The sequence below is a fragment of the Rhodothermales bacterium genome, assembly GCA_041391505.1.
In the GTDB taxonomy this organism is placed as follows: Bacteria; Bacteroidota; Rhodothermia; order Rhodothermales; family JAHQVL01; genus JAWKNW01.
In genome coordinates this window covers 1-24,665 of sequence record JAWKNW010000012.1, presented here as the reverse complement: position 1 = coordinate 24,665, position 24,665 = coordinate 1, and the positions used below count along the sequence as shown (strand labels likewise).

General features: G+C 63.4%; 23 protein-coding genes. 4 read left to right on the top strand and 19 right to left on the bottom strand.

From position 1 onward, the window contains the following. Positions 1-82 precede the first annotated feature (82 nt). On the bottom strand, positions 83-805 hold the full coding sequence (locus R2834_12835; GenBank protein ID MEZ4701215.1) for an alpha/beta hydrolase: 723 nt from the start codon (positions 803-805) through the stop codon (positions 83-85). A 262-nt stretch (positions 806-1,067) separates the two neighbouring features. Here R2834_12835 and R2834_12830 point away from each other — a divergent pair, with 262 nt between their 5' ends. Beyond that, positions 1,068-1,928: a hypothetical protein gene (locus R2834_12830; GenBank protein ID MEZ4701214.1), complete on the top strand. Its 861-nt coding sequence runs from the start codon at positions 1,068-1,070 to the stop codon at positions 1,926-1,928. A 29-nt stretch (positions 1,929-1,957) separates the two neighbouring features. Here the strand turns inward: R2834_12830 and R2834_12825 are convergent, their stop codons facing one another. Both R2834_12825 and R2834_12820 read right to left on the bottom strand, forming a co-directional pair. Then, the gene (locus R2834_12825; protein MEZ4701213.1) at positions 1,958-2,338 is read right to left on the bottom strand and encodes a VOC family protein; all 381 of its coding nucleotides are present in this window, start codon (positions 2,336-2,338) and stop codon (positions 1,958-1,960) included. Between the two features lie 123 nt (positions 2,339-2,461). Beyond that, positions 2,462-3,265, bottom strand: coding sequence for a ZIP family metal transporter (locus tag R2834_12820; protein ID MEZ4701212.1), 804 nt, complete (start codon positions 3,263-3,265; stop codon positions 2,462-2,464). Positions 3,266-3,656: 391 nt separating this feature from the next. Here R2834_12820 and R2834_12815 point away from each other — a divergent pair, with 391 nt between their 5' ends. Together R2834_12815 and R2834_12810 are read left to right on the top strand one after the other, a co-directional pair. Then, positions 3,657-4,016, top strand: coding sequence for a metalloregulator ArsR/SmtB family transcription factor (locus R2834_12815; protein ID MEZ4701211.1), 360 nt, complete (start codon positions 3,657-3,659; stop codon positions 4,014-4,016). A gap of 15 nt (positions 4,017-4,031) precedes the next feature. Further along, positions 4,032-4,532 (top strand): SRPBCC domain-containing protein, encoded by a 501-nt coding sequence (locus tag R2834_12810; GenBank protein ID MEZ4701210.1) that lies wholly within the window; start codon positions 4,032-4,034, stop codon positions 4,530-4,532. A 121-nt stretch (positions 4,533-4,653) separates the two neighbouring features. Here the strand turns inward: R2834_12810 and R2834_12805 are convergent, their stop codons facing one another. The 6 genes from R2834_12805 to tnpA form a co-directional block, all read right to left on the bottom strand. Further along, entirely contained in the window at positions 4,654-5,613 is a 960-nt protein-coding gene (locus tag R2834_12805) for an alpha/beta hydrolase (protein ID MEZ4701209.1), read from the bottom strand. A 63-nt stretch (positions 5,614-5,676) separates the two neighbouring features. Further along, positions 5,677-6,300: a methyltransferase domain-containing protein gene (locus R2834_12800; GenBank protein ID MEZ4701208.1), complete on the bottom strand. Its 624-nt coding sequence runs from the start codon at positions 6,298-6,300 to the stop codon at positions 5,677-5,679. A 46-nt stretch (positions 6,301-6,346) separates the two neighbouring features. Beyond that, positions 6,347-7,192, bottom strand: coding sequence for an HAD-IIA family hydrolase (locus tag R2834_12795; protein MEZ4701207.1), 846 nt, complete (start codon positions 7,190-7,192; stop codon positions 6,347-6,349). 12 nt (positions 7,193-7,204) lie between these two features. Then, positions 7,205-8,251, bottom strand: coding sequence for a hypothetical protein (locus R2834_12790; GenBank protein MEZ4701206.1), 1,047 nt, complete (start codon positions 8,249-8,251; stop codon positions 7,205-7,207). A gap of 69 nt (positions 8,252-8,320) precedes the next feature. After that, positions 8,321-10,306, bottom strand: a complete 1,986-nt coding sequence (locus R2834_12785) for an FG-GAP-like repeat-containing protein (GenBank protein MEZ4701205.1) — start codon at positions 10,304-10,306, stop codon at positions 8,321-8,323. A gap of 163 nt (positions 10,307-10,469) precedes the next feature. Further along, positions 10,470-10,925 (bottom strand): IS200/IS605 family transposase, encoded by a 456-nt coding sequence (gene tnpA, locus R2834_12780; protein ID MEZ4701204.1) that lies wholly within the window; start codon positions 10,923-10,925, stop codon positions 10,470-10,472. 527 nt (positions 10,926-11,452) lie between these two features. Between tnpA and R2834_12775 the strand changes: the two genes are divergently transcribed. Next, positions 11,453-12,109: a class I SAM-dependent methyltransferase gene (locus R2834_12775; GenBank protein MEZ4701203.1), complete on the top strand. Its 657-nt coding sequence runs from the start codon at positions 11,453-11,455 to the stop codon at positions 12,107-12,109. A gap of 41 nt (positions 12,110-12,150) precedes the next feature. On the opposite strand, the gene R2834_12770 is transcribed toward R2834_12775, so the two are convergent. From R2834_12770 to R2834_12725, 10 genes are all read right to left on the bottom strand, one after another. Then, positions 12,151-14,763: a hypothetical protein gene (locus R2834_12770; GenBank protein ID MEZ4701202.1), complete on the bottom strand. Its 2,613-nt coding sequence runs from the start codon at positions 14,761-14,763 to the stop codon at positions 12,151-12,153. A gap of 71 nt (positions 14,764-14,834) precedes the next feature. Beyond that, positions 14,835-16,376: a hypothetical protein gene (locus R2834_12765; protein ID MEZ4701201.1), complete on the bottom strand. Its 1,542-nt coding sequence runs from the start codon at positions 16,374-16,376 to the stop codon at positions 14,835-14,837. A 629-nt stretch (positions 16,377-17,005) separates the two neighbouring features. Continuing rightward, on the bottom strand, positions 17,006-17,422 hold the full coding sequence (locus R2834_12760; protein MEZ4701200.1) for a hypothetical protein: 417 nt from the start codon (positions 17,420-17,422) through the stop codon (positions 17,006-17,008). A gap of 90 nt (positions 17,423-17,512) precedes the next feature. Beyond that, positions 17,513-18,853, bottom strand: coding sequence for an SGNH/GDSL hydrolase family protein (locus R2834_12755; GenBank protein MEZ4701199.1), 1,341 nt, complete (start codon positions 18,851-18,853; stop codon positions 17,513-17,515). 57 nt (positions 18,854-18,910) lie between these two features. Further along, positions 18,911-19,051, bottom strand: a complete 141-nt coding sequence (locus R2834_12750; GenBank protein MEZ4701198.1) for a hypothetical protein — start codon at positions 19,049-19,051, stop codon at positions 18,911-18,913. A gap of 216 nt (positions 19,052-19,267) precedes the next feature. After that, the gene (locus R2834_12745; GenBank protein MEZ4701197.1) at positions 19,268-20,080 is read right to left on the bottom strand and encodes a hypothetical protein; all 813 of its coding nucleotides are present in this window, start codon (positions 20,078-20,080) and stop codon (positions 19,268-19,270) included. Between the two features lie 205 nt (positions 20,081-20,285). After that, positions 20,286-21,437, bottom strand: coding sequence for an acyl-CoA dehydrogenase family protein (locus R2834_12740; protein ID MEZ4701196.1), 1,152 nt, complete (start codon positions 21,435-21,437; stop codon positions 20,286-20,288). A 2-nt stretch (positions 21,438-21,439) separates the two neighbouring features. Then, positions 21,440-22,996 (bottom strand): amino acid adenylation domain-containing protein, encoded by a 1,557-nt coding sequence (locus R2834_12735; protein ID MEZ4701195.1) that lies wholly within the window; start codon positions 22,994-22,996, stop codon positions 21,440-21,442. Positions 22,997-22,999: 3 nt separating this feature from the next. Next, positions 23,000-23,275, bottom strand: a complete 276-nt coding sequence (locus tag R2834_12730) for an acyl carrier protein (protein MEZ4701194.1) — start codon at positions 23,273-23,275, stop codon at positions 23,000-23,002. Positions 23,276-23,533: 258 nt separating this feature from the next. Then, the coding region (locus tag R2834_12725) for a hypothetical protein (GenBank protein ID MEZ4701193.1) at positions 23,534-24,665 on the bottom strand (1,132 nt) is incomplete at its 5' end.

The window sequence follows — 24,665 nt, the reverse complement described above, 5'->3', positions numbered from 1 at the left end:
TGATTACGGGTGTTGGCATGTCTGGCAGCGTGCCCGGAACGTGCGGGCATCGGCTCCGGAAGGTGGGTTAGACCACTGCCGGCTAAGTGCCGCCGGTCCGACCGAGGAACCGCAGGACGGTCGCGGTGAACGGGACCGCGGGGTCATAGATGGGGGCGTGTTCGCCGCCGGGGACCATCCACAACGTGGCGTCCCGGATAGCGTTACACAGGGCCTCGGGGATAGCGACGGAGAAGAACCTGTCCTGATCCCCGTGCACCACCAGTATGCGCGCCGTGACCGCCGACAGGTCATGCGCGGTGAGATTCATGTCATCATAATTATCGCCCAGGGCATTGAATTGCGCGATGAGCCGGCGCACCTGGTCATCACCGCGTTTCGCGCATTCCAGATACATCTCCCGGACGTCGCGCGGCATGGTGTCGAACGAGGCTGAGCGCATGATGGCCCGCGCCTGGTCGGGAAAGTGGGTCGTCGCACTGACCAGGACCATCGCATCGATTCGCGCCGGCTGGCTCGTTGCCATATGAAGCAGGATCATCCCGCCTGTACTCATACCGATCGCCGAGCAGGTCGCGATCCCCAACGTGTCCAGCAGCATGAATACGTCTTTTGCCGCTTCGCGATGCGTGAACGTATTCCCAGCATTCGTGGAATAACCATGCCCTCGCAGGTCCACCGCGATCAGGCGATGATGCGCCGAGAGCTCGGCCGTGAAGGGATGCCAGTTCTGGGTGCAGCCGCCGAACCCATGGAGGAGCACCAGCGGTTCACCGACGCCGTACTCCTCGTAATACAGATCCATGTCGGCGACGCGAACGGTCCGCCCCGAAACGGTCGTTCGCGCTGGAGCATACGGCGTGGGCATGCGTGTTCTCTAAGACGTGTAATGAAGTACGGCGCACCCTACTCCAAATCCTTCACACAGGGCAAACGTACCGATCTGCCCTGATGATTCCCGCATCCCACCCGCGACGCCCTACTTTTCGGGACGATTATCCTTTTTGAGCGGCAAGCCGGCTTCTGCATTTACCAGCCACCCACATCGCATCGAACAGGATACCAACATGTATTACCGCTTCGCATACGCCTTCCTCGCGCTCGGCCTCGTCGCCACCTCCGTGTTCGCCCAGGAAACCCAAAACGTCGCCGGCTGGAACGTCCGGTACCAGATCCCCGCCGGCTGGTCGCTCGAGCGGGCCGAGGGCCGGCTGCGGGTCTTCGTCAACCCGGACGCCAGCGCCCGCCTCTTCGTCGCCCCGGGCATCAGCGCCACGCCGGCGGAGATCCAGAACGACCTCATCGCGCTGGGCTCGGCGCTCGGGCTCCAGGGGCAGCCGACGTCGCTGCTGCAGCAAACCGCTGTTTCGGGACGCCAAGTCGTGGCCGGCGAGTACGACCTGTTCCTCGCCTCCACCCGGCAGCGCGTCCTCGGGCGCTCCGTCACGGTGCTGAGCGACCAGAACACGACGCTGGGGATGCTCGTCCTGGCCTACCCGAACACGTTTGCCGGCGCCAGGGCCGCGCTTGACGGCATGGTGGCGACGGCCCGCATCGATGCGCCCACCGTCAACCGCAACGCCATCACCGAACTCGCGGGCCGGTGGACGTATTACGCGAGCAACCGCTCGTCCAGCATCGCCAACAGCGGGTCGTATTCGTCTGCCTATGAGGAGACCGTCTGGTTCGACGGGCAGGGGCGGTTCGAGATGTCGTCGTCCTCACAGGTGTCCGCCAGCAGCTCGCACTACAGCCCGGACGCTTCGACGACCACCGCGTCATCCTTCGGCGGCGGCAACGCGGAGGGGACGTACACCGTCATCGGCAACGCGCTGATCGTGGACAGCAACCGGGGGAAGGCGATCTACGACTTCACGATGCAGGGGGGCGGGCTCAACGCCGGCGGGAAACTGTACATCCGGGAATAGCCGCGCCGGCCGGATCTGCGGCCATCCGGTCATTCCATCTGGGTGCTTACCCACCACGTGGTGCCGCCGGCATCCATAAATCCCCCGCGTTTATCGATATCCCCGGCCTGTACCGGTTCTTTCACGACCGTGGCGCCGGCGTCCACGGCGCGCGCGAAAATCGCGTCGACATCCTCTACATAAATGTGCACGTGGCTCGGGTTCGCCGGCCAGCCTTCGACGGCATCCGTGAACATGAGCACCGTGTCGTCGATCCGGACCTCGCCGTGGCCGATTTTGCCCTCCTGGCCGGGGATCATTCGTAGCGCCTCGGCTCCGAACACGTGGACGAGGAAGTCGATGGTACGCTGCGCGCCGTTCACCGTCAGGTACGGGGAGACGGAGTTGTATCCTTCTGGTTTGAATGCCATGGCTGTCTGTAGGTCAGGTTCTGTCTGAAAAATCGTTCGAAAAGGGCCGTATCCTGAACGTGATTCCGGATCCAACGACGTGCGGGAGGTCCGAGGAGGGGGCCGGGCGAGGACGCCCGGCTCTTAACCCAGGGCCAGGTCGAGCACCATCATCACCGCGAAGCCGGCCATCGTCGCCATCGTGACGATGTCGATGTTGGCGTCCACCCGCTGGGATTCCGGGATCAGCTCCTCCACGACCACGAAGATCATCGCGCCGGCGGCGAAGCACAGCGCATAGGGCAGCACGTTCTGCATCCGCATGACGAACGCGGCCCCGAGAACGCCGGCGATGGGTTCGACGAGTCCGGACGCCTGCCCGAACAGGAAGCTCTTGGCCCGGCCCATCCCTTCCCGCCGCAACGGCAACGACACGGCCGCTCCTTCCGGGAAGTTCTGGAGTCCGATCCCGATGGCGAGCGCGACGGCGCCGCCGAGCGTCGCCGAGGGCAATCCGGCCGCGACGGCGCCGAAGGCCACGCCCACCGCGAGCCCTTCCGGGATGTTGTGGAGCGTGATCGCGAGCACCAGCAGCGTGCTTCGCTCCCAGGAGGTCTTGATGCCCTCGGGATGCGTCATATCCTTCCCGGGGTGCAGGTGCGGCAGGATCACATCCACCAGCCGCATAAAGATGCCGCCCCCCATGAAGCCGACCGCGGCGACCAGCCACGGCGTGCTGCCCAGGTGTTCGGCCATCTCGATGCCGGGTGCGAGCAGCGACCAGAAGCTGGCCGCGATCATCACGCCGGCGGCGAACCCCATCATCGCATCCATCACCCTGCGATCTACCGACCGCGTAAACACCACGAGCGCCGCCCCCGCCGCCGTCACCCCCCAGGTGAACAACGTCGCCAGAAAAGCCTGCATGATGGGGCTCAGCGCGTCCATGGATTCGATAACGGGTACAAGGGGGCGCGGTGGCGCCACGCCCGGCGAGTTCAACGCTCCACGAGATGCCCCGGGAAGGCCGGCTGCTCGATCTGGTGGGCGATCCCGTCAAAATACCTCCAGGGGCAGAGCCGGGCAAGGCGACCGCTGCGTGTGAAAGGGCCATCGCATGCTCTTCAAACGTGAGCATCGCCCGGTCTGGGAGTATGGAAGTATGGGGGTATGGGAGGTTTTGCGGTAAAAAATGCCCCCATGCACCCAAACTCCCGTACGCTCACGGCCACGACGAGAATGCGATGGCCCTGCTGCGTGTGACGGGAATCCACCATGCCGTCCCACGTTCTTTCCCATCGCCCCTTGACTTACAACCAAATGGTTGTATATTACAGGCATGACTCCTTCCATCGAAGATCGCACGGACCGGCTTTTCCACGCCCTGTCGGACAGGACGCGCCGGGATATCCTGCGGCGCACGCTGTCGGGTGAACACACGATCACCACCCTCGCCGGCGCTTACGACATGAGCTTCGCGGCCGTCCAGAAACACGTGGACGTGCTCGTCCGCGCCGGCCTCATCACCAAGCGCAGGCAGGGGCGCGAAGCCTTCGCCAGCGGCAACGTGGAGGCCATCCGCTCCGCCGAGTCCCTCCTGCGCGAGTTGGAGGCCATCTGGGTGGGCCGCGTCATGCGCATCGATCAACTGCTTGAGGAAGAAGCCCGAAACACGCAGAATCCATCTTCCAACCCCTAGATCCGGAAACCCGCTATGCCTGTAGTCAACATCATCCGCGATGTCGAAAACCTCACCCTCACCATCGTGGCCGAGTTTGCCGCGCCGCCGGCGCGCATCTGGGCGCTGTATGCGGACGCGCGCCAGCTGGAGCGCGTCTGGGGCCCGCCGACCTACCCGGCCACGTTTGTCGACCACGATCTCACACCGGGGAAACGCTCGACCTACTACATGACAGGCCCCGAAGGCCAGAAATTCCACGGCTTCTGGGTGATCACGGACGTCGACCAACCTCATAGCTTCCGCTTCGAAGACGGATTCGCGGATGCCGACTTCAACCACATCCAGGCGATGCCGAGTGCCCGGTGCGCCTATCGCTTCGAGGCCATCCCAACCGGCACCCGCGCCACGTATACCAGCACGTACACCGCGCTGGAGGACCTGGAGAAGGTGCTGGCGATGGGCGTCGAGGAAGGCGCGACCCTGGCGATCAACCAGATCGATGCGCTGCTCGCTGAGGTTGCAGATGAGGCATAACGAGCGCACGCGGGGAGCGCGAGGGGTGTTTGTTCAAGTAGCCCTGTCGCCCTGATTTTTGTGGATCAGGGAGAAGGCTCCTCACGCTGTCGTTTGCAGCGCAGCTGCGCCCCTACGCGCTTTACTCCGTCGACCCGCCGGCCAGGAAACCGTTCACCTCCAGCCAGTGCGTAAAGGCGTCGAACCAGCGGTTGCTGGTGCGATTCGGATTGCCGAGGCCAAACCCGTGGCCGCCATTCTGATACAGGTGAAACTCGACCGGCCGGCCGGCATCGTACCAGGATTTCACCACGCCGAACTGGCCGCGGAAGAGGAAGTCGTCCGAAGCGATCACCGAGAACATGGGCGGGGCGTCCGCCGGCACATCGACCGGGCCCATCCCGCCGTAGATGGGGCCGATAAACGCCAGGTCCATGGTCCTGGAGTGGAGCGTGCTGTGCATGGTGAGGCCGGCGCCGGCGGAAAAGCCGATCATGCCGATCCGGGTGGTGTCGACCCCCCATTCGTCGGCCCGTGCGACAAGCATCGCGTAGGCGGCCTCGGCATCCTCGAGCTGGTCCGATAAATCGGCCGCAGGCGGTCTCGGCGGCGCCTCCTGTCCGGACGTGGCGGCCGTATCCGCCGCCGGCGCCGGACGGGGGCGGTTCATCCACGCGCTGAACTCATCCAGCGACGCCACGGTTGGCCGGAGCCGGTATTTGAGCACAAAGGCGGCCACGCCGCGGTCCGCCAGTGCCTGCGCGACTTCCCAGCCCTCATTGCCCATGGAAAGCCACATGAAGCCCCCGCCGGGCGCCACGATGACGGCCGCCCCGTTGGCCGTACCCGGTTTGGGGAGAAAGGGCGTCAACGTGGCCGCGGAGATGTTGCGCGCCATCGGGTCTCCCCACTGACGAAACCACGACTCGGGCGCGGTCTGTCCCTCGACACCCCCCGTACCGAGCGGAATTGCGTTGGGCTCGGGAGGCGCATCGAGCGGGTAGATGGTCCCGTCCTGCGCGGCGGCGGACGAAGCAAACAGGAATGCGGTGGCCAGCATGGCCAACCGTGTGGCCAGGAATTTTTGGGAGGACCGGTTCATGACGGTGCCCGGTGGAGGCAGTGGTTGACGATACGATTACAGATGCAATGTAAGGTAATGTTTTTACTTTTCCCCGATCGCCAGATAGATCCGGCCGCCGTACAGGTGCGGCGAGCCCTGCAGGTAGCGCCATTCGAAGACGCGGACCATCTTTTTGAGCTCCATCCACACCTGCCGGTTCAGCTCGGCCCGCGCGATCTGTTCGACGAGCCAGGTCTGGGGTACGCGCCGCTCGGCGTACACATCCAGCAAGACGATGCGGCCGCCGGGGGGGAGAAGGTCGACGGTGCGCTCCAGGACGTGCCCCCAATCGGTGAAGGTGGAGAACCCGAGGGCGCACACGGCGCTGTTGATGGTGAACTGATCGCCGACGGCCAGCTGCAGGCCGCCCCGGCTGACGTGGTGGGCGTCCTGCTCGGTCAGGAGCACGTTGCCCCACCCGTGCCGCTCGACGCGCTGCGCGGCCTTGCGGAGCATGCCCTTCGATTCGTCGAGCCCGATGAGGCGGCCGCGCGCGCCGAGCCACGGCGCGATATACGGGAAGTTCTGCCCGGTGCCGCAGGCGAGGTCGAGGACGGTATCGCCCTGCCGCGGGCCGAGGGCGTTCGCCATCTGCCGGCGGGCGTCCCGGTAGAGGGGCTCCAGCGCGAGGTCGTAGACATGCGAGAAGACATCGTACCACATCATCGGCAAACACCCGCACTATGTCGTTCGCTGCGCATCGTCTTTCCGCTCAAATGACCGCAGAGTCGCAGATGAAATCCGGCACGATGCCCGTCGACTCGATGAGGATATCGGCCATGTGCGGCAGTGTATTGCCGGTGAGAACGAGCGCGGTGTCGATGCCGAAATGATTGCCGCCCATGATGTCGGTAGATAACGTATCGCCCACCATCAGGATATCGTTTTTGGTGACCTGACGGTATTTCTGCACGTGCTCGAACGCAAAATTGAACATCTGCGCCTCGGGTTTACCGAATCGAATGAAGGTGCGCCGGACGACGCGTTCCAGGAGGTCGCCCACGGCGCCGATCGACACGGCGATCTGGCCCCTGGCGACCGGGTAGGAGGCGTCGGTATTGGCGACGATGACCGGGATATTGCGGAGTCGAAGCAGATTAACGGCTTTGTTGATGTCATGATTCCAGTCGAACCCCTCATCGTCGAGCAGCACCAGGGCATTGATCTGGTCGGCATCGTTGAGATCCAGATCCTTGATGGAGATGGCCTCGAGGCCCATGGTTTCGATGTAGTGGGCCGACGCCGGCGTGCCGAGATACGCGATCACGCCGGTGCGCACCTTGAAGCGCAGGTAATCGCGCGCGAGCATGCCCGAGGAGACCACCTTCTGTTCGTCGATCTGCGTGATGCCGGCGCGCTGGTAGACCTCGGCCAGCTCCGCCGGCCCGCGCGAGGCGTCGTTGGTGAGGACGAAGAACTCGATGTCGCGCTCGGTGAGGTAATCGAACGTGGCCTTGATCCCTGGCGTCATCCCACGATAGTTTTTCAACACCCCGTAGGCATCAAAAAAGATCACCTTGTAGTCGAGCGCCAGCGTTTTAAACGCGCATCGTTGCATGAGCACATGAGGTCAGAGTAAAGACAGACCCTTTAGCAGGGGATCGGCGTCGAATCGCACATCGACTTCAGGAAAATAACGTGTAAAAGCTTCATTCTGGAGCTGTTCGGCGTAGCGTGGCCTAAAAAAGTGCCGGCCGTATTTTACGACATAGTTGAGAATGAAAAAGCGGTATGCCTCTTTCAGGAACCGAACCTCGTTTGCCGTGAGCGGATAGACCTGGTGGTAGGCCCGAAGAAACAGCATGAACCGCGGCTCCATCAACGTATCGACCACATAGCTGAACGTCGTCCGGTCGCCGATATCGGAGACCACGCGGCTGAAAAAGTAAAAATCGAGCATCCGCGGGGCCATGCGAAACCAGTCGTAATCCCACCGGCTGTACAGCCGGCCATGCTGGTCGAGCGAAAAATTGCCGATGTTCCAGTCGACGAACACGGGCATCTTCAGGAACGAATCGGCATGGCAGGCTTCGCCGTTGCCAAGAAAAAGCCGGCACTGTTCCTTGATCGTGTCCAGGTCGGCGCTGGACGCGTGCTCCCACTCTTCTGTCGTCACCAACGCCAGGAGTTCCCGGATATCCCATTCGAGCGTTTTCGACGAAGGGGGCAGTTCGGGCGTCGCCTCGGCGCAGGCCCGGTGGAATTGGGCCATCTCGCGGGCGAACTGCTCGATCTCCGCCGGCTCCAGCCGCCTCGGGAACCGCTTCCGGATCCTGACCGGATTGTAGAAGACGACCCACACATCGTGCTCGGCATCCCGGTGCCGGTACGTGAACACTTCGCCGTTGCGCCGGAGCGCGCGCGCGAGGAGCCGGGTATAGGGCGGGCCGATCGTCTTGGCGAGGCGGTTGATGATCGTATGATCCTCGCGGAAGTGCTCGTATTTGCCGAAATACGACACCTTGCCCACGACAAAACGCCGGCTGGAGAGCTGGACCTTGTAGACGTGATTGGTGGAGACCTGCGCGCTGATGTCTTCGATCGTCAGTGCCGGCGCCGCGGGATCGTACGCGTTCCAGGCTTCGCGCACGATGCTGAAAAAATCTATCTGAGACATGTTCGATTGCTTTTTGCGGAGGGGAAGATTAAGAAATCTCCGGCCTTCCGTCTGCAATCGAGGGGAAGATTATTTGACGAGCAGGATCGGCGTGGACGTCGCCTGCCCGCCGCCGGCCACGCGAACGAGGTAGAGGCCGCTGGGCAATGCGCTGCCGTCCACCTCCAGCTGCTGCTGGATGCCGGCGGAGGCAGCGCCGTCGAACAGCGTGCGCACCAGCCGGCCCGTCGCATCGTAGAGATCGGCGCGCACCGGCCCCGCCTCGCGGAGGACGAAACGCACCGTGGTCGACGGGTTGAACGGATTGGGGTACGCCGGCTCCACACGGAGCGCCGCGTCGGGAGCCAGGTCGACGCCGAGTTCGGGGGAATACGCGAAGGCCCCGTCGAAGTCGATCTGCTTCAGGCGCACCCGATACCGGCCCGGCGCCAGGCCGTCGATCCGGTAGCTGTAGGCGGCGGGTTCGGCGGTGGTCCCGGCGCCGGCGACAAAGCCGGCGGCCTCGAAGGCGCCGGTGCCGGCGAGTTGGACCTCGAAGCCGGCGTTGTTCTGCTCGCCGGCGGTCCGCCAGCTCAGAAGAATCGCCTCGCCGTCCGCCAGGGCCTGGAACGCCACGAGCGACACCGGGAGCGGCGTGTCGTCGCCCTCGATCACATCCACATACTGGTTGACGGGCACGTTCTCGTATTTGTTGACGATCCCCGACGGCCACTCCACGACGAGCGTCGACACCACCTTCGCGTCGCCCAGGCCGAAGTGCACGCGCAGACTGCTCTGGCTGTAGTCCGACCCACTGCTCACATCGCGGCGCTGCCGCACCTCCTTGCCGTTGATGGTCGCGATGGCGGTGACGCGGGCGCCGATCCCCCAGTCGTTCGAGATGTCGCCGACGAGGCGGAGGCTGATCCAGTTGTTCTTGCCGCCGGTATTGCGGTACATGAAGTTCGCCTCGCCGTCGTTGGCGACGAAGAGATCCTGATAGCCGTCGCGGTCGTAGTCCGCCCAGGCGCCGGAGACCGACGTCCCCTTGTCGAACGAGATGGGCTCCTTGAGGGCCGGCTCGAAGGCGCCGCCCAGGTTGAGGTAGAGCCGGCTCGTGCCTTCTCGAACGGCGACGAACACGTCCTGATCGCCATCGTTTTCGACGTCCGCCCACGCCGAGCCGTATCCGCCGATGCGATCCGACACGAGGGGGTCGTTAAGGACCGGCTCGAACTGGCGGTCGCCCTTGTTGATGAAGAGGCGGTTGCTGCCGGCCTGGTTGGTGGTGAAGAGGTCGAGGTCGCCGTCGTTATCCACATCCACCCATGCGCAACTGAGCGTGATGCCGCCGCTGTTCACGATGGGCGATTCGAGTTCCTTCTCGAATTCGAGGTTGCCGATGTTCCAGTAGAGGTAGTCGTTCTGGTTGATGAGGTTGCCGACGAAGAGGTCCTGATCCCCATCGTCGTCGGCGTCGCCCCAGCAGACGGCGGCCGAGTCGCCGAAATCCTTGACGACGACGCCATCCTGAAAGCTTTTGAACGCGCCGGGGCCGTTGTTGCGCATGAGCACGTTCGGGAAGTCGCCCGGTGTGCTGAAGAAGACGTCGAGGTCGGTGTCGTTGTCGTAGTCGGCGATCCCCGAAAACCGGTAGTTGTCCTTTTCGGAAATGAGCCCGTTGTCGGTGACCTTGACGAGGGTCCCTTCCTTGTTGAGGTAGAAGAAGGAGGGCTGGTTGAGGTTGGTAATGAGCAGATCCAGATCCCCATCGTTATCCGAGTCGAACCACCGGCTGCTGGCGGATTCGCCGGCGTCCTGTTTCGGGAAGGCGTCCTCGATCCATTTGAATTCGCCCTGCCCGAAGTTGGCGAACAGCATGTTCTGCTGGGAAAACCAGTTGGTGACGACGAGGTCCTCGTAGCCGTTGCCGTCGTAGTCGCCCCAGCTCCCGCCGCTGGAACTGGTTTCGGGATCCGTTATGGCGGAGGGGAATGCGCGCTCGAACTGCTGGGCATGCGCGGCGAGGGGCAACAGGAGGAAGGACAGACAGATCAGGCGCCACGTGGGATTCATCGGCGTCGGTCGGGATTGGTGAACGATAGCGAGCGGCCCCGGCCGAACCGGGGCACGAGAGCGGGGGCAAGATGGAATGCGTAGAACCTACAACAATTCCGCCATTCTCGCATAACCGTCCGGCGCAACGTCGTCTGGAGCCGGCATGAGGCCGCACCGTGCGCTAGTCGAAAACGGCCCCCGGATCGTCGGGCCGGATGGCGTTGGCTTCGAGGATGGCGAGGTATTCCTGTTCGAAGCGGCGTTTCCCGTGATGCGCACGCTGGTTGGCGATGTATCGGACGAGACGCGTCAGGCCGGGCCGGCCTACAGAGAAGATGCTGTACCCCTTTTGCCACGCGAAATCACTCAACTCCGGGATGACGCGTTTGATCGTTATCGACGACCCTCCCTTGACGAATCGGGCCACCTCGCTGGGAGGCATCCGGGCCGGCGCACGGACCAGCACATGGACGTGATCATCGACGCCGCCGATTTTGATCGGCGTGAGTCCGTTGGATCGAGCGGCCTCCGCGATCAGGGCCCAGACGTGTCTTTCGAAGCGCGCCGAGATGCGCGGCTCCCGATATTTGGTTGCGAAGACGACATGGTAATAGAGGCAGGAATAGGCGTGCGCCATGATGTTGGGAGGATGGGGTGCGGCTTTATCCTTCCAGACACATTTTGGGGTCGCGGCATACCTCGTCGGATGCGTTTGAGGCGTTTGCGCCGAGGCCTCGATGACAAAGATTGCGTGCTCGGGGCGAAAACAGCGCCCCCACGCTGAAGCATGGAGGCAACCCAACTCGTCGGGCGATCTCCACACCGGGGCGACTAGGACTAGGAGGCACCTGGGTGAAGCGGGAACGCTAGAAGCCTCGCTGAGACCTCCATGGCTAAGATTGGTCGCTAGTGGAAATGAAAACGACGCCCCCACGCTGAAGCATGGGGGCTCAGGCATGCTTCAACGGTGCGGCTATGCTGCCGCGCAGACCATTTCGCCCGCGCAATCGATGAGGGCGTCGTTTCCCCACGCTTCAGCGTGGGGGGCAGCGCACCTAGTATGGCACGCCACACCGGGGGCATTGCCGAGGCCTCCAGGCGAAGCATGGGAGCGGCCGGCGGATATTCCCTATCTTAACGCCCTCCACCCATCCAGACGACGCCATGTCCAACCGCACCCACAACCTCTCCGAAGCACTCCACGCCTACCTGCTCGATGTCTCCCTGCGCGAGCCGGATGTCATGCGCCGGCTCCGCGAGGCCACGGCCACGCAACCTGACGCCGCGATGCAATCCGCCCCCGAGCAGGTGCAGTTCATGCAGCTGCTCGTGAAAATGCTCGGGGCCCGACGCACGCTCGAGATCGGCGTCTATACAGGATACAGCGCTCTAGGCGTCGCCCTGGCGCTGCCCGACGATGGCCGGCTCGTGGCGTGCGATGTCAGCGAAACGTACACGAGCGTCGGCCGCCCCTTCTGGGAAGAAGCCGGCGTGGCGCACAAAATCGACCTCCACCTCGCGCCGGCCGTCGACACGCTCGATGCCCTCCTGGCCGCCGGCCAGGCCGGCACGTATGATTTCGCGTTCATCGACGCCGACAAGTCGGGCTACGACGCCTATTACGAGCGCTGCCTCCAGCTCCTCCGCCCCGGCGGACTGATCGCCCTCGACAACATGCTGCGCCGCGGACGGGTGCTGGACATCCAAGATGAAGACACCCGCGCCATCGATCGCCTCAGCCGCAAACTGAAAGGGGACGAGCGCATCGATCTGTGCCTCGTCCCCATCGCCGATGGCATGACCATGGCGCTGAAACGATAAAGGCGCGTCTGGCGCGCCTTTATCGTCCAGGTCTCAACCGTTCATTCGGTCGCCTCGCCGGCCTGTGCCGGCATCAGCACCTCCGGGTGCGCCTTCAGCTCCTCGAAGAACCGCTGGCCGAGCAGCTTGTGGCCCAGCGCGTTCGGGTGCGTATCCCACGGCGCGAGCTGGATCTGGCTCTCGTCGGTGTACTCGTCGAACACGCCGATCAGCGACCACATGTGCTCGAAGCCGGCATCGCGCGCGATCTGGCTCCAGCGCTGGTATTCTTCCTTGTTTTCCTTCCCGTTTTCGCGGTGACCGAGCGTACGCGGGATAAAGAGCCAGACCGGCGTCGTGCCCTGCTCGCGGAAGGAGGCGAGGATCCTGTCGTAGCCCCAGCGCACGAGGGCATCCTCGAGCGGGTCGAGCCGGCGCTGCTGCTCGGAATGCACCATGTCGCGCGTCACGCCGGCGTCGTCGATGAACTTCTGGAGATCGGGAGGCAGCGCGACCCCGTCGTTGTAGATCTTCAACAGGTTGGTGACCGTGCGGCTGCCTTCGCCGGCGTGCGTCGTGATGAACGCGTAGTCGATATCGAACTTCGGCATTTTCTCCTCGGCGATCATCACGTACTGGATCACCGTGTAGCCGCCCACCGAGAAGTTCATCATCTCATACTTCAGTCCGCTCTCGGGGCTGTACTCGGCGTTGAGATGATCCTCCGCCACCTGCTCGAACACCTGGTTGTTCTTTACGCCCCATCCCATTTCGTACGACTTGCCGAGCATGGCCATGCGCACCGTGTTCGCCGGCTTCTCCAGCGTGTACTCCTGGTCGCGCATCCGCCACTGGTTCGTCGAAAGCGGCGCGCGCTTGAAGACGGTTTTGATCGACGGGAAAAGCTCTTCGAACAGCAGCGTGTTCGTTTCCTGCGCCACGCCGGCGGGCACCATGCCCTTCCAGTCGGCCGGACGCTTGTCGCGGCTCTCCCAGAGGCGGGACATGTGGACGCGGTTGTCCAGCAACTGCTCGTAATAGCCGCGTTCCTGGACCTCGTCGTCGTGGATGCTGAGGCGGTCCGCCTGCAACGATGCGATGAACGCCGCCGGCTTCAGGCCCAGCTGGTGGTTCACCGTCGGCTGGCCGACGAGGAAGACCGCGATGATGCCGGCGCTCGTGAACAGGGCGGTGCGCATGAACGACGTCTTCCGCTCGTCGAACACGAAGCTCCAGCCGCGATGCTCGAGGTAGAAATAAAGCACGAGGATGGCGAACAGTCCGAACAGCGCCAGCCCGAGCAGGCCGAACTCGCTGGCGGGGCTGTTGGCGGCCTGCTTCATGACCGTCCACCACTCGCCGGCGGAGTCGCTGCTCCAGAACGACCACATAAGGCCGAGAAACACGAACGTCGACACCGTGCGGAGCGCCAGCCGCGCCGTCGCGCCGAAATCCCATCCCTTCGCGCTGAGCGATTTGCCCTTCTTGCCTCTCTTGGCTTCCCAGACGGAGTTGATGGCCACCATCACCCCGAGGACGCCCCAGTAGACGCCGTCCACCACCGTGATCGGGAACGCGCCCTGCAGCCAGAACCACTGGTACGAATGCAACAGCCAGGTGCAGGCGAACACCACGATGGTCGAGAACACCAGCGCGGTCGTCTCGCCCCAGTGGCGCACCCGCATAAACACCGGGTAGAAGAACATCTTCATCATGAAGTCCTTCCAGTAGATGTTGATGCGCCGCCAGTAGTCGTTGAACCCGGAAGCGAGGAAATACAGCTTGTGCGTCTCGGGCAGGTTGAAGCCGAAGAGGCACATCATCCCCACGATGAGGTGGAAGAGGCCCGAGATGCGGAGATAGAGCAGGTAGCTTGAAACGATAAAGAGCAGCACGCCGCCCAGATCCTGGATGCTCGCTACCGACGGACTCATGTGGTAGTAGACGATCCGGTACATGATCAGGTGAAAGACGCCGCGGAACATCCACAGCACGCCTTTCTGGTAGATCGTGATGTCTTCCTTGTTGTAGTAGGTCCGCCGGAAGGTGATGTAATCGACGATCGGATAGAAGGGGAAGATGATGTTCGGCATCTGGAAAAAATACGTCAGACGCTCCCAGATGGACACCTTTTTCTTCTCATTGCGCATGTCGTACAGGTACAGCGCCATGCGGAACATGAACATCGACCCGAGGATCGCGAGCGTGATGGCGATCGGTTCGGGCGCGGTCAGCCACGCGCCTCGGAAGAGCACGAGCACGACGCCGACGGCGCTCAGCAGCGTGACGCGCATCCAGTAGGGGATGGGCAGATGCGCGAGCCCGATCATGCCGAGCGAGATGCCGACGAGCCAGGCGCCGTTCGCCACGCCGAAGACCATGACGATAGCCGCGACGGTCAGGCCGAAGAAAAACGGCATCCGCCAGGTGCGAGGCAGCCAGGCGTGGACGACGAAGCCGCCGAAGACGAGCGTCAGCAGGTCCTGCAGACCGCTGCTTTCCTCGATCTTGAACAGGCGGATGACCAGCAACACCAGGCCCAGTTGCAGCGTCACGACGGCGAACTGCACCAGGTTCATCGGCCGCGCCATCGCCGCGAGCTGGGCGAGGAAGGAGGCATTGCCGGCGGAGGCGCCGCTTGCGCTGTCAGCTACCGTTTTTGCTTGCTTCAGCATGACTCTATTTCGTTACGGCCTGCGCGGCCTTATTCAGTTCCTGTGCGATGGGCGCACATGGGGGGTAAAGATCATTCCTGCGCGACGGGCGTGTCCGCCGCGAGGGGGACCAGCGTGGGGCGCGCTTTTAATTCGTTGTAGATCCGCTCGGCGATCAGGCGATGGCCGCGAACGTTCGGGTGCTGGTCGTACGAGGCGAGCTGCACCGCATCGGTCTTGTGTTTGCCGTACGCGCCTTCCATGTTGATCAGCGTGAAGCCGGCGTCCTCCACCATCTTGCTGAGGATGCCGTACCATTCGGGGTCAATGCCGCCCGTCTCCCGCGTCGTGGGCACGAAGAGCGCGATCGGCGTGACGCCGTGCGCCCGGCAGGCCTCGCCGATCCGCTCGAAGCTCCAGCGCAGGATGTCCTGCGAAAAGGGTTTGAGCCGGGCGCGGATCTCGCTCGCTTCCATGCCGGCCTTCGCGCCGGACTTCACGATCAGCTCCTGCAGGAACGGATAGCCGGTGTCGCGGCCCTCCTGCACGATGTTTTCCAGCTGCATCAGCATCCGGCGCTCTTCGGTCGAGTACAGCGCGTACATCACGGCGTCGGGCTGGAAGCCAAAGACCTTGTTTTCGGCCACCGGCACGTTCTGCAGCGGGCTGTAACCGCCCACGGCGAAGTTCATCACCTCGTAACGCCCGGGCTCGCCGGCGTTCAGGAGGTCTTCCAACACGTTCTCGTAGGTGCTCGAGTCCGCCACGCCGGCGCCCTGCTCGTAGGATGCGCCCAGCAGCGCGATGCGGTAGACGCCCTCGGGCTTCTCGAGCCGGTAGGGCCGGTCGCGCATCCCCCATTCGTTGGTGACGAACGGCGCGTTCTTGAACTCGCCCGTGTACCCGGAAAGCAGCTCGTACATGAGCACGCCCTCACCCGGCTTGACGAGATCCGACTCCATGATCGGCGCCCACTCTTCCGGCGCCTGCTGCTGCTGCGACCACGACAGCTGCGACGTGTAGCCGCGGTTGTCCATCAGCCCCTCATAATAGCCCCGCTCCTCGATCGCGGCGTCGCGGGCGTTGAGCCGCGACTCCTGGAGCGATACGATGAACGACGCGGCGTCCTCGCCGGCGCGCTCGTAGACCTGGGGCATGCCCACGCCCACCAGCACCAGCGCCATCAAACCCGTACGGCTCGCCACCGTCGTGAAGCTCATCCCCCGCTCCTCGAAAAACGGACTCCAGCCCTTCGCCTCCAGCACGTCCAGCACCACCAGCACCACGTACAGGCCCGCCAGACCGCCCAGCAGCAGCAGCCACTCGCCCGCGCCGCTCGTCCCCGCCTGCTTCATCATGCCTACCCACTCGCTCACCGAGTCGCTGCTCCAGAACGACCACATCAACCCCAGAAACACAAACGTCGACACCGTCTTCAGCGACAGCTTTCCAGCGCACCGCGCAGCGTCCACCTTCTGCTCAGGCTCTTCCCCTTCTTCGTTCCGCTCACCGACTCCCCACACCGAGTTGATCGCCACCAGCACGCCCAGAACGCCCCAGTACACCCCGTCCACCGTCGTCAGCGGAAAGTCTCCCTGAAGCCAGAACCACTGGCAATGAGTGCAGCCACGCACGCGAACACCACCACCGTCGAAAACACCAGCGCCGATGTTGCCCCAGTTCCTCACCCGCATGTACACCGGGTAGAAGACAGCTCACCATGAAGTCCTTCCAGTAGATGCTGATCCGGCGCCAGCAGTCGCTGAGCTTCGAGGCCAGCAGGGCAGCGCTTGTGCGTCTCCGAAGGTTGAAGCCGAAGAGGCACATCAGCCCCACGATCAGGTGGAACAGACCCGAAACACGCAGAGGTACAGCAGGTACGCGCTCACGATGAAGAGCACCACGCCCCCAGACCCTGGATGTCTTCCACCGCCGGCGTGAAGTAGTAGCACACCACCCGGTACATCAGCAGGTGGATCACGCCACGGAGCATCCACAACACCCCTTCTGGTAGATCTCGTACGCGTCACGGTCGTAGTACGTCCGCTCGGAACGTGATGTAGTCCACGATCGGGTAGAAGGGAAACACGAGGGCCCGGAAGCTGAAAGTAGGCCCAGCCGCTCGAAGAGCGTCGCCGGTTTCTTCTTCGTTGCGCATGTCGTAGAGGTAGAGCGCCATACGGAACATGAACATCGAGCCCAGGATCGGCAGGATCGCCGTCGACCACGACGTCGTAGTAGCCCGCCATCATCACCGTCAGCCTCAAGTGCCGGCCACCACGATCAGCGCGATGCGCGCCTGGTAGTCGATCGGAAGGTGCGCCAGAAGGATCAGGCCCAGCGACAGGCCGATCAGCCACACCGCGTTGAAACCGCCGAATACCGCCACGATGCTCACCCACGTGAGGAGCACATAAAACGGCTGGCGATAGCCGATCGGCAAAAAGGCATGGATGACGAAGCCGCCCAGAACAACGGGCAGGATGCGGTGGAAACCGGTCGTCTCCTCGACGCCGAACAGCCGAATCGCGAAGAGCACCAGGGCGAGCTGGACGGTGACGACCACCATCTTGCCGAGCTGCAGCTCGCTCGCAAGCGCCGGCGCCTGGCGCGACAGCGCCATGGCCCGCGGCGACGCGCCGCCCATGCTTTCGACTACGGCTTTGGCTAACTTCAACATGATCGTTCGTGACGATAAGGGGTTCGGGTCAGGATGGGCGTGCCTGGGATGTATGCGCGAAACGCGGACGCAGGACGCCAGAGCCCTCCATTATTGGCCGGCGCTCGTCTGCATCGGGGCGCCCGCCTGCAGATCGGGTTGCGCGAGCAGCTGATCGTACAGCACGTCGGCGATCAACCGGTGGCCTTCGCGGTTCGGGTGGGCGTCCCACGGCGCGACGACCAGGCCTTCTACGTCGTGCCCGTCGTAGGCCGTCCGCAGATCGACAAACCGCAGACCGAGGCGATCGGCGAGACCGCGCAGGAAGACGATCTCGTTGTCCTCGAACGGCCGGCGCGTGTTCGGCAGGCACACCAGCACCGGCACCGCGCCATGCTCGCGGCTCAGTTCGGCGATCCGGGCATAGCCCTTCTCGACCATCTCCTCGCCGCGCGTGAAGAGCAGCCGGCGCGCCTCGGGGCGATCCATCTGCGAGGTGACGCCCAGCTCGTCCAGGATCTGGCGGATGTAGGGGACGTCGATCTGCTTGCCGTCCAGCACCGCCGGCAGCAACCGCTCGATCGTGCGGCGCACCTCTTCGGGCTGCACCACATACAGCACCGCGTCGGGCGCGAAGGCAAAAACTTCGTTCTCGAGGACGGCGACCTGCTGCCCGAGGCCGTAGCCGCCGACCGAGAAGTTGAGGATTTCATACGTCGCCGCCGAGTCCGCACCCGTCCGGGCGTTGAGGCGGTCTTCCACCAGCGTCTCGAACGTCTCGCCGTCGGCCACGCCGGCGCCCATCACGTAGGAAGCGCCCAGCAACGCCATCCGGTAAGCGCCTTCCGGCTTCTCACGGGTATAGTCCTGATCGCGCATGCCCCACTGGTTCGTGCTCAGGTTCGCATGCTTGAACTGCATGTGCACGCTGGGCCGGAGCGACCAAAGGCGGATGTCCTCGCGCAGGTCGACGGCGTCCGTCTCGTAGATCTCCTCCCAGCCTTCCTGCTCCTGTTGCGTCTGCGCGCCGAACAGGCCCGAGGTGTAGCTGTCGTTCGACATGAGGTTCTCGTAGTAGCCCCGCTCCAGCTGGGCCTGATCCCGGGCGTTGAGCCGGCTGCCCTGGAGCGAAGCGATCACGGACGCGGCGTCCTCGCCGGCGCGCTCGTAGACCTGGGGCATGCCCACGCCCACCAGCACCAGCGCCATCAAACCCGTACGGCTCGCCACCGTCGTGAAGCTCATCCCCCGCTCCTCGAAAAACGGACTCCAGCCCTTCGCCTCCAGCACGTCCAGCACCACCAGCACCACGTACAGACCCGCCAGACCGCCCAGCAGAAGCAGCCACTCACCCGCGCCGCTCGTCCCCGCCTGCTTCATCACGCTCACCCACTCGCTCGAGTCGCTGCTCCAGAACGACCACATCAATCCCAGAAACACGAACGTCGACACCGTCTTCAGCGACAGCTTCCGCGCTCCGCGCAGCGTCCACCCCTTCTGCTCAGGCTCTTACCCTTCTTCGTTCCGCTCACCGGACTCCCACACCGAGTTGATCGCCACCAGCACGCCCAGAACGCCCCAGTACACCCGTCCACCGTCGTCAGCGGAAAGTCCCTGAAGCCAGAACCACTGTACGAGTGCAGCAGCCACGTGCACGCGAACACCACCACCGTCGAAAACACCAGCGCCGGGATGTTGCCCCAGTTCCTCACCCGCATGTACACCGGGTAGAAGAACAGCTTCATCATGAAGTCCTTCCAGTAGATGTTGATCCGGCGCCAGTAGTCGTTGAAGCTCGAGGCCAGAAAGTAGCGCGCTTGTGCGTCTCCGGAAGGTTGAAGCCGAAGAGGCACATCAGCCCCACGATCAGGTGGAACAGACCCGAACACGCAGATACAGCAGGTACGCGCTCACGATGAAGAGCACCACGCCCCCCAGACCCTGGATGTCTTCCACCGCCGGCGTGAAGTAGTAGTACACCACCCGGTACATCAGCAGGTGGATCACGCCACGGAGCATCCACAACACCCCCTTCTGGTAGATCTCGTACGCGTCACGGTCGTAGTACGTCCGCCGGAACGTGATGTAGTCCACGATCGGGTAGAAGGGAAACACGATGTTCGGAAGCTGGAAAAAGTAGCTCAGCCGCTCGAAGAGCGTCGCCGGCTTCTTCTCGTTGCGCATGTCGTAGAGGTAGAGCGCCATACGGAACATGAACATCGAGCCCAGCACGGCGATGATCCCGCCCGACCACGTCGTTTCGACCCAGCCGGCCCGGAATGCCGTCAGCACCGCCGAGACGCCGACGATGAGCGTGATCCGGATCCACATCGGCGCCGGCAGGTGGGCGAGCGCGATGAGCAGCAGCCCGATCACGATCAGCCACGAACCGCCGATCACCCCGAAAAGCAGCCAGATGCCGGCCAGCGTGAGGCCGACGAAAAACGGCTGGCGCCACCGCTCCGGCAGCCAGGCGTGGATGACGAAACCGCCGAAGATGATCGGCAGGAGGTGCTGAAACCCGAATCCGTTTTCAATCTCGAAAATCCGGATGGCGAAGAGCACCAGCGCGAGCTGGGCGGTAACCACCACGAACTTCAACCCGGAGGCCTTGACCTGTTCGATAAACGAGACGCCGGCAAGCGGAGCGGCGGTCGAATCTGCTAGTTTTCCAATCATGGCTTAGGGGCCCTGGACGTGGGATAGTACGCGAAGGCGGCTTGCGCTATGGGAAAAAAGACGAGATCCCAGTATAGCCACGTCGCGTAGCGCGGCCGTACGGATATCGACCCAACTGTACCGTCGCCAATTGGCGCAAGGGGCGATGCGGTTTTGGCGCGGAACGATGGGAGATGGAGGGTGACCGACGATCGGCCCGGCCCTCCTAAAGACCCAGCTCGGCGGCGATGGCGGACCGCTGGACGTCGTTGCTGCCCGAATAGAAGGTGCCCCCGATGCTGTCCCGCACCAGGCGCTCCATATTCGAAGCCGCCAGATACCCTTTGCCGCCCATGATCTGGACGGCATCGAGCGAGGCTTTTACATACGCTTCGCTCACAAAAACCTTGTTGACCGACGCCGAAAGCGCCGCCTCTTTCGGGCGCTGGTCGAGCGTCCATGCGGCCCGGTACGTGAGGAGCCGCGCGGCCTCGACGCGCATTTTCATATCGGTGATCTTGTGGGAGACCGACTGATATTTGCTGATCGCCTTGCCGTCGGCCTTCCGGGCGCGCGCATAGGCGATAGTTTGATCGAGCATCGTCTGCATCTGGCCGACCTGGCCGGCCGAGAGCAGGCTCCGCTCCCACGTCATCGCGTGGTCGAACACGGCCACGCCCCCGCCCACCTGGCCGAGGACGGCGCCGGCGTCCACGCGGACGTTGTCGAACACCAGGCTCCCCACCTCGGCGGTGTGCAGCCCCATCGTGTCCATCGCCGGCCCACGCTGGATGCCGGCGGTTTCGACATCCAGCACAAAGGCTGTTATGCCGCCTTCCGCGCCTTTTTCAGCATCCGTGACGGCATACACGATCACCACATCGGCCACCGGCGCATTCGTCAGCAGCGTCTTTTCACCGGTGATAACGTAGCCGTCGCCGTCGGCCACGGCGGTGGTCGCCAGGTCGCTCCAGCTCGAACCCACCGGCTCGGCCATCGCGCTCGTGGCGATCCGGCTGCCGTCGCTCAGCCCGGGCAGGAAGCGCTGCTTCTGCGCCTCCGTCCCGAACGCCACGAGCGGCACCTGGCACGAAAGCAGATGCGTGCTCAGCGCCATCAACAGGCCCTGGTCCTCGATGGCGAGGCCCAGCCCTTCCAGCGCCATGGCGGTGCCGAGGGCGTCATACCCCTTGCCGCCATAGGCTTCCGGCACGACGAGCCCCGGGATGCGCTGCGCGCCGCACGCCTGCCACAGCGCGCGGGAAAACACGTGCCCGCGGTCGCGTTCGGCAAACGAGGCATCCTTCAGCTGCTGTTTCGCAAACGCTACAATCTCCTTCTGAAGCTGCTTGTGCTCCTTCGTGGGTGCTACATCCATTATTAATCGAGCTCTTTGAGTGCCTGATAATTAATCTTGTCCGTCGACGTCTTCGGCAGGGACGGCAGCGACGAGAATCGATCCGGAATCATATACTTCGGCAGGTTTTCCGCGCAGAATCGCTTCATTTCAATAATGCCGCGCGGCTTCCCGTCCGACCAGCTCAAAAACGCCTTGATGAGGGTGCCGTTTTCGGCGTTCGGCAATGCGACGACCGCCGCTTCGGTGGCCGCCGGGTGCCGATACAGCGCGGCCTCGATTTCGCCGAGTTCCACGCGGTAGCCGTTGCGCTTGACCATGCGGTCGCGCCGGCCGACAAAGATGAACACGCCGCCTTCCTCCTCGCGGACGATGTCGCCCGTGCGGTACCAGCGCGTACCCTCCGCATCCACGAAATAGGCCTCGGCCGAACGCTCGGGCAGGTTCCAGTAGCCCTGCATCACCGATCCGCCGGTGATCAGCAGCTCGCCTTCCTCGCCCACGGGCACGATCGTGTTGTCGGTATCGACGACGATCGCCCGGTCGTTTTCGCAGACGGGGCCGATCGGGAAGGGATCGACCTGGGTGTCCGGAATCGTCGCCGGCAGCTTGTAGTAGGTGCAGACGTTCGTCTCGGTCGGCCCGTAGAGGTTGTAGTACTCCGGATGCGGCCACCGCTCGAGCAGGGCGCGCAGGTGCTTGATCGGGAAGACCTCGCCGGCAAAAAATACGACCCGCATCGCGCTGAAGTCGTGGCTCTCCAGGTTGCCGTACTCCACCAGGAGGCGCAGGATCGACGGGGTGGAATACCACACCGAGATCTTGCGCTCCGCCGCCATCGGGCCGAGACGCGCCGGCGTCTTGCCCAGCTCCTCGCCGATGAGGATCAGCGTGCCGGCGTGCAGCATCGGCACGTAGATGTCCAGGATCGACAGGTCGAAGTGGAACGGCGCGTGCGACGAAAACCGGTCGTCTTCCGTGAAGCCAACCGTTTCCGACGTCCACCGCACGAAGCTCAGCGCGCTGGCGTGGGTGTGGATGACGCCCTTCGGCTTGCCCGTCGAGCCCGACGTGTACAGGATGTACGACAGGTTCTCGATGGACGGCTGCGCCGGCTGGTCGCCGGATTTCGCGACCGCGACCAGGCTCACCGGAAGCGCGAAGCCATCCAGGAAAGACAGCGGCTCGACCGTGAGGGTGTAGCTGTCGTCGAACTCCGCCTTCAGCCCCTCGATGAGGTCGTTGGCCACGACGATGCCTTTGACGGCGCAGTCCTGGAAGATGAACGCGTTGCGGCGTGGCGGCGCCCCGGGATCGACGGGCACGTAGGCGCCCCCCGATTTCAGGATGCCGAACACCGCCGTGATGGACGCGATCGACTTCGGCACGTAGATGCCTACACGGTCGCCGTTTTGTACGCCGATGCGGGCCAGCGCCTCTTTCAGGCGGTCTGCGTTGGCGTTGAAATCGCCATAGGAGACCGCGTTATCCCGCTCGGGATCTTCCACGGCCGTGTGCCCGGGCCGGCGAGCCGCCGAACGCTCGAGCAGGCCGTGCAGGGTGTCGTGATGGGTCTGCATGCCTTACTTCTTCGAGAGAACAAACGACGTGATTTCTTCCAGGGTGTCGAGGTTGTCCGAGTTCATCTCGTTGGCCTGGACCTGGATGTCGAATTCTTCTTCGAGGAACGTTACCAGCTTCAGGGTGGAAATCGAATCAATGATGCCGCCGGAGATGAGCGGGGTGTCGTATTCGAGCGCGCTCGGGTCTTCGCCGGGCAAGAACGTATCGAGGATAAAACGCTTCACCGGCTCGGTGATTTCGTCGATATGCGCTTGCTGGATATTCGCTGCAGCCATGGTAAACTCCGTATGGTTATTGCGTGATGGTGAACTAATAAAACAGGGATTCGTCAGGGTTGGTGTCTGTCAGAGGATGCGCAAAAACGACCTTGCATCACGTCATCGAGACGCCGGCGCGACGTGTCGGTACGCCGGTTTAGCCATCATTTCACGTTAGAGCGAGGTTCAAAACAGGCCGCCGTATCGTGCATTGTAGACCGATCATACTGGTTGTGAGTATCGGTCGATGACCGTTTCTTTAAAACGTGAGGCCCGTCAGCGCGCGGTCTGGGGAGATGCGCCGAGCTTCAATTCGTCGCTGTGCTCGACAAGGACGTCGTACAGGCGATCGGCAACCACTTCATGTCCGATTTTGCTCAGATGCGTGTCCCAGGGTCGCAATTGCACCTCATCGGCGGTGCGTCCCCGGTAGGGTTCGTCGATCATGAGCGTCGGGATGCCCGTCTCCTCCAGAATGCGGATCAGATCGGGTGCGCGCTCGGGATCGAGTCCGTTAATCTCTTCTGTGGTCGGAACGTAGAGGACCACCAGCGGAATACCGCGCTCGATACATTTCCGGTTTAGCTCCTCGAGGCTCCATTTCAAGATCTCTTCACCGTGCGGATCGAGCAGCCGGCGCAGTTCGGACTGCTGCATGTCCGGCTTGACGCCGAGACGGGTGAACAGCTCGCTCAGGTAGGGGTATTCGATGGCCCGCTTCTGCTTGATCATGCGCTCGATCTGCATCAGCATGCGCCGTTTTTCGGTGGAGTGGATGGCGTAGTAGACGGCGTCCGGCTGGAAGTCGAACGCTTTCTTTTCGGCCACCACGAGATTCTGCACGGGGCTGTAGCCGCCGACCGAGAAGTTGAGGATCTCGTAGCCGGCATAGGCGCCGCCGGCGAAATTCTGGTTGAGGCGGGCTTCGACGATGGCCTCGTAGGTCTCCTCCTCGGTGACGCCCGAACCCTGCTCGTAGGAGGCGCCCAGCATCGCGATCCGATAGACGCCCTCCGGCTTCTCCTTCGTGTACTCCTTGTCGCGCATGCCCCACTGGTTGGTGCGGAACGGCGCCTCTTTCTCCATCCCGTCGTAGTTCGGGATCAGTTCGTACACCAGGAGCCCTTCGCCGCGGCGGATGGCCTCGGAGTTCATCGTGGCCTTCCAGTTGTCCGGCCGCTGCACTTCGGCGGCCCAGGCCAGCTGCGACGTGTAGCCGCGCGCATCCATCAGGCCTTCGTAGTACCCGCGGTCGGCGATGTCCTGGTCGCGGGCGTTGAGGTGGGTCGACTGCAGCGAGACCACGACTTCGGCCGCCTGCTCGCCGGCGCGCTCGTAGACCTGGGGCATGCCCACGCCCACCAGCACCAGCGCCATCAAACCCGTTCGGCTCGCCACCGTCGTGAAG

Coding starts and splice junctions, on each gene's coding strand:
- R2834_12770 (MEZ4701202.1), bottom strand. CDS start 14,763: ATGCTGAAGCAAGCAAAAACGGTAGCTGACAGCGCAAGCGGCGCCTCC.
- R2834_12810 (MEZ4701210.1), top strand. CDS start 4,032: ATGCCTGTAGTCAACATCATCCGCGATGTCGAAAACCTCACCCTCACC.
- R2834_12730 (MEZ4701194.1), bottom strand. CDS start 23,275: ATGGCTGCAGCGAATATCCAGCAAGCGCATATCGACGAAATCACCGAG.
- R2834_12800 (MEZ4701208.1), bottom strand. CDS start 6,300: ATGATGTGGTACGATGTCTTCTCGCATGTCTACGACCTCGCGCTGGAG.
- R2834_12740 (MEZ4701196.1), bottom strand. CDS start 21,437: ATGGATGTAGCACCCACGAAGGAGCACAAGCAGCTTCAGAAGGAGATT.
- R2834_12735 (MEZ4701195.1), bottom strand. CDS start 22,996: ATGCAGACCCATCACGACACCCTGCACGGCCTGCTCGAGCGTTCGGCG.
- R2834_12790 (MEZ4701206.1), bottom strand. CDS start 8,251: ATGTCTCAGATAGATTTTTTCAGCATCGTGCGCGAAGCCTGGAACGCG.
- R2834_12835 (MEZ4701215.1), bottom strand. CDS start 805: ATGGATCTGTATTACGAGGAGTACGGCGTCGGTGAACCGCTGGTGCTC.
- R2834_12830 (MEZ4701214.1), top strand. CDS start 1,068: ATGTATTACCGCTTCGCATACGCCTTCCTCGCGCTCGGCCTCGTCGCC.
- R2834_12815 (MEZ4701211.1), top strand. CDS start 3,657: ATGACTCCTTCCATCGAAGATCGCACGGACCGGCTTTTCCACGCCCTG.
- R2834_12820 (MEZ4701212.1), bottom strand. CDS start 3,265: ATGGACGCGCTGAGCCCCATCATGCAGGCTTTTCTGGCGACGTTGTTC.
- R2834_12775 (MEZ4701203.1), top strand. CDS start 11,453: ATGTCCAACCGCACCCACAACCTCTCCGAAGCACTCCACGCCTACCTG.
- R2834_12760 (MEZ4701200.1), bottom strand. CDS start 17,422: ATGTTGAAGTTAGCCAAAGCCGTAGTCGAAAGCATGGGCGGCGCGTCG.
- R2834_12745 (MEZ4701197.1), bottom strand. CDS start 20,080: ATGATTGGAAAACTAGCAGATTCGACCGCCGCTCCGCTTGCCGGCGTC.
- R2834_12825 (MEZ4701213.1), bottom strand. CDS start 2,338: ATGGCATTCAAACCAGAAGGATACAACTCCGTCTCCCCGTACCTGACG.
- tnpA (MEZ4701204.1), bottom strand. CDS start 10,925: ATGGCGCACGCCTATTCCTGCCTCTATTACCATGTCGTCTTCGCAACC.
- R2834_12795 (MEZ4701207.1), bottom strand. CDS start 7,192: ATGCAACGATGCGCGTTTAAAACGCTGGCGCTCGACTACAAGGTGATC.
- R2834_12785 (MEZ4701205.1), bottom strand. CDS start 10,306: ATGAATCCCACGTGGCGCCTGATCTGTCTGTCCTTCCTCCTGTTGCCC.
- R2834_12805 (MEZ4701209.1), bottom strand. CDS start 5,613: ATGAACCGGTCCTCCCAAAAATTCCTGGCCACACGGTTGGCCATGCTG.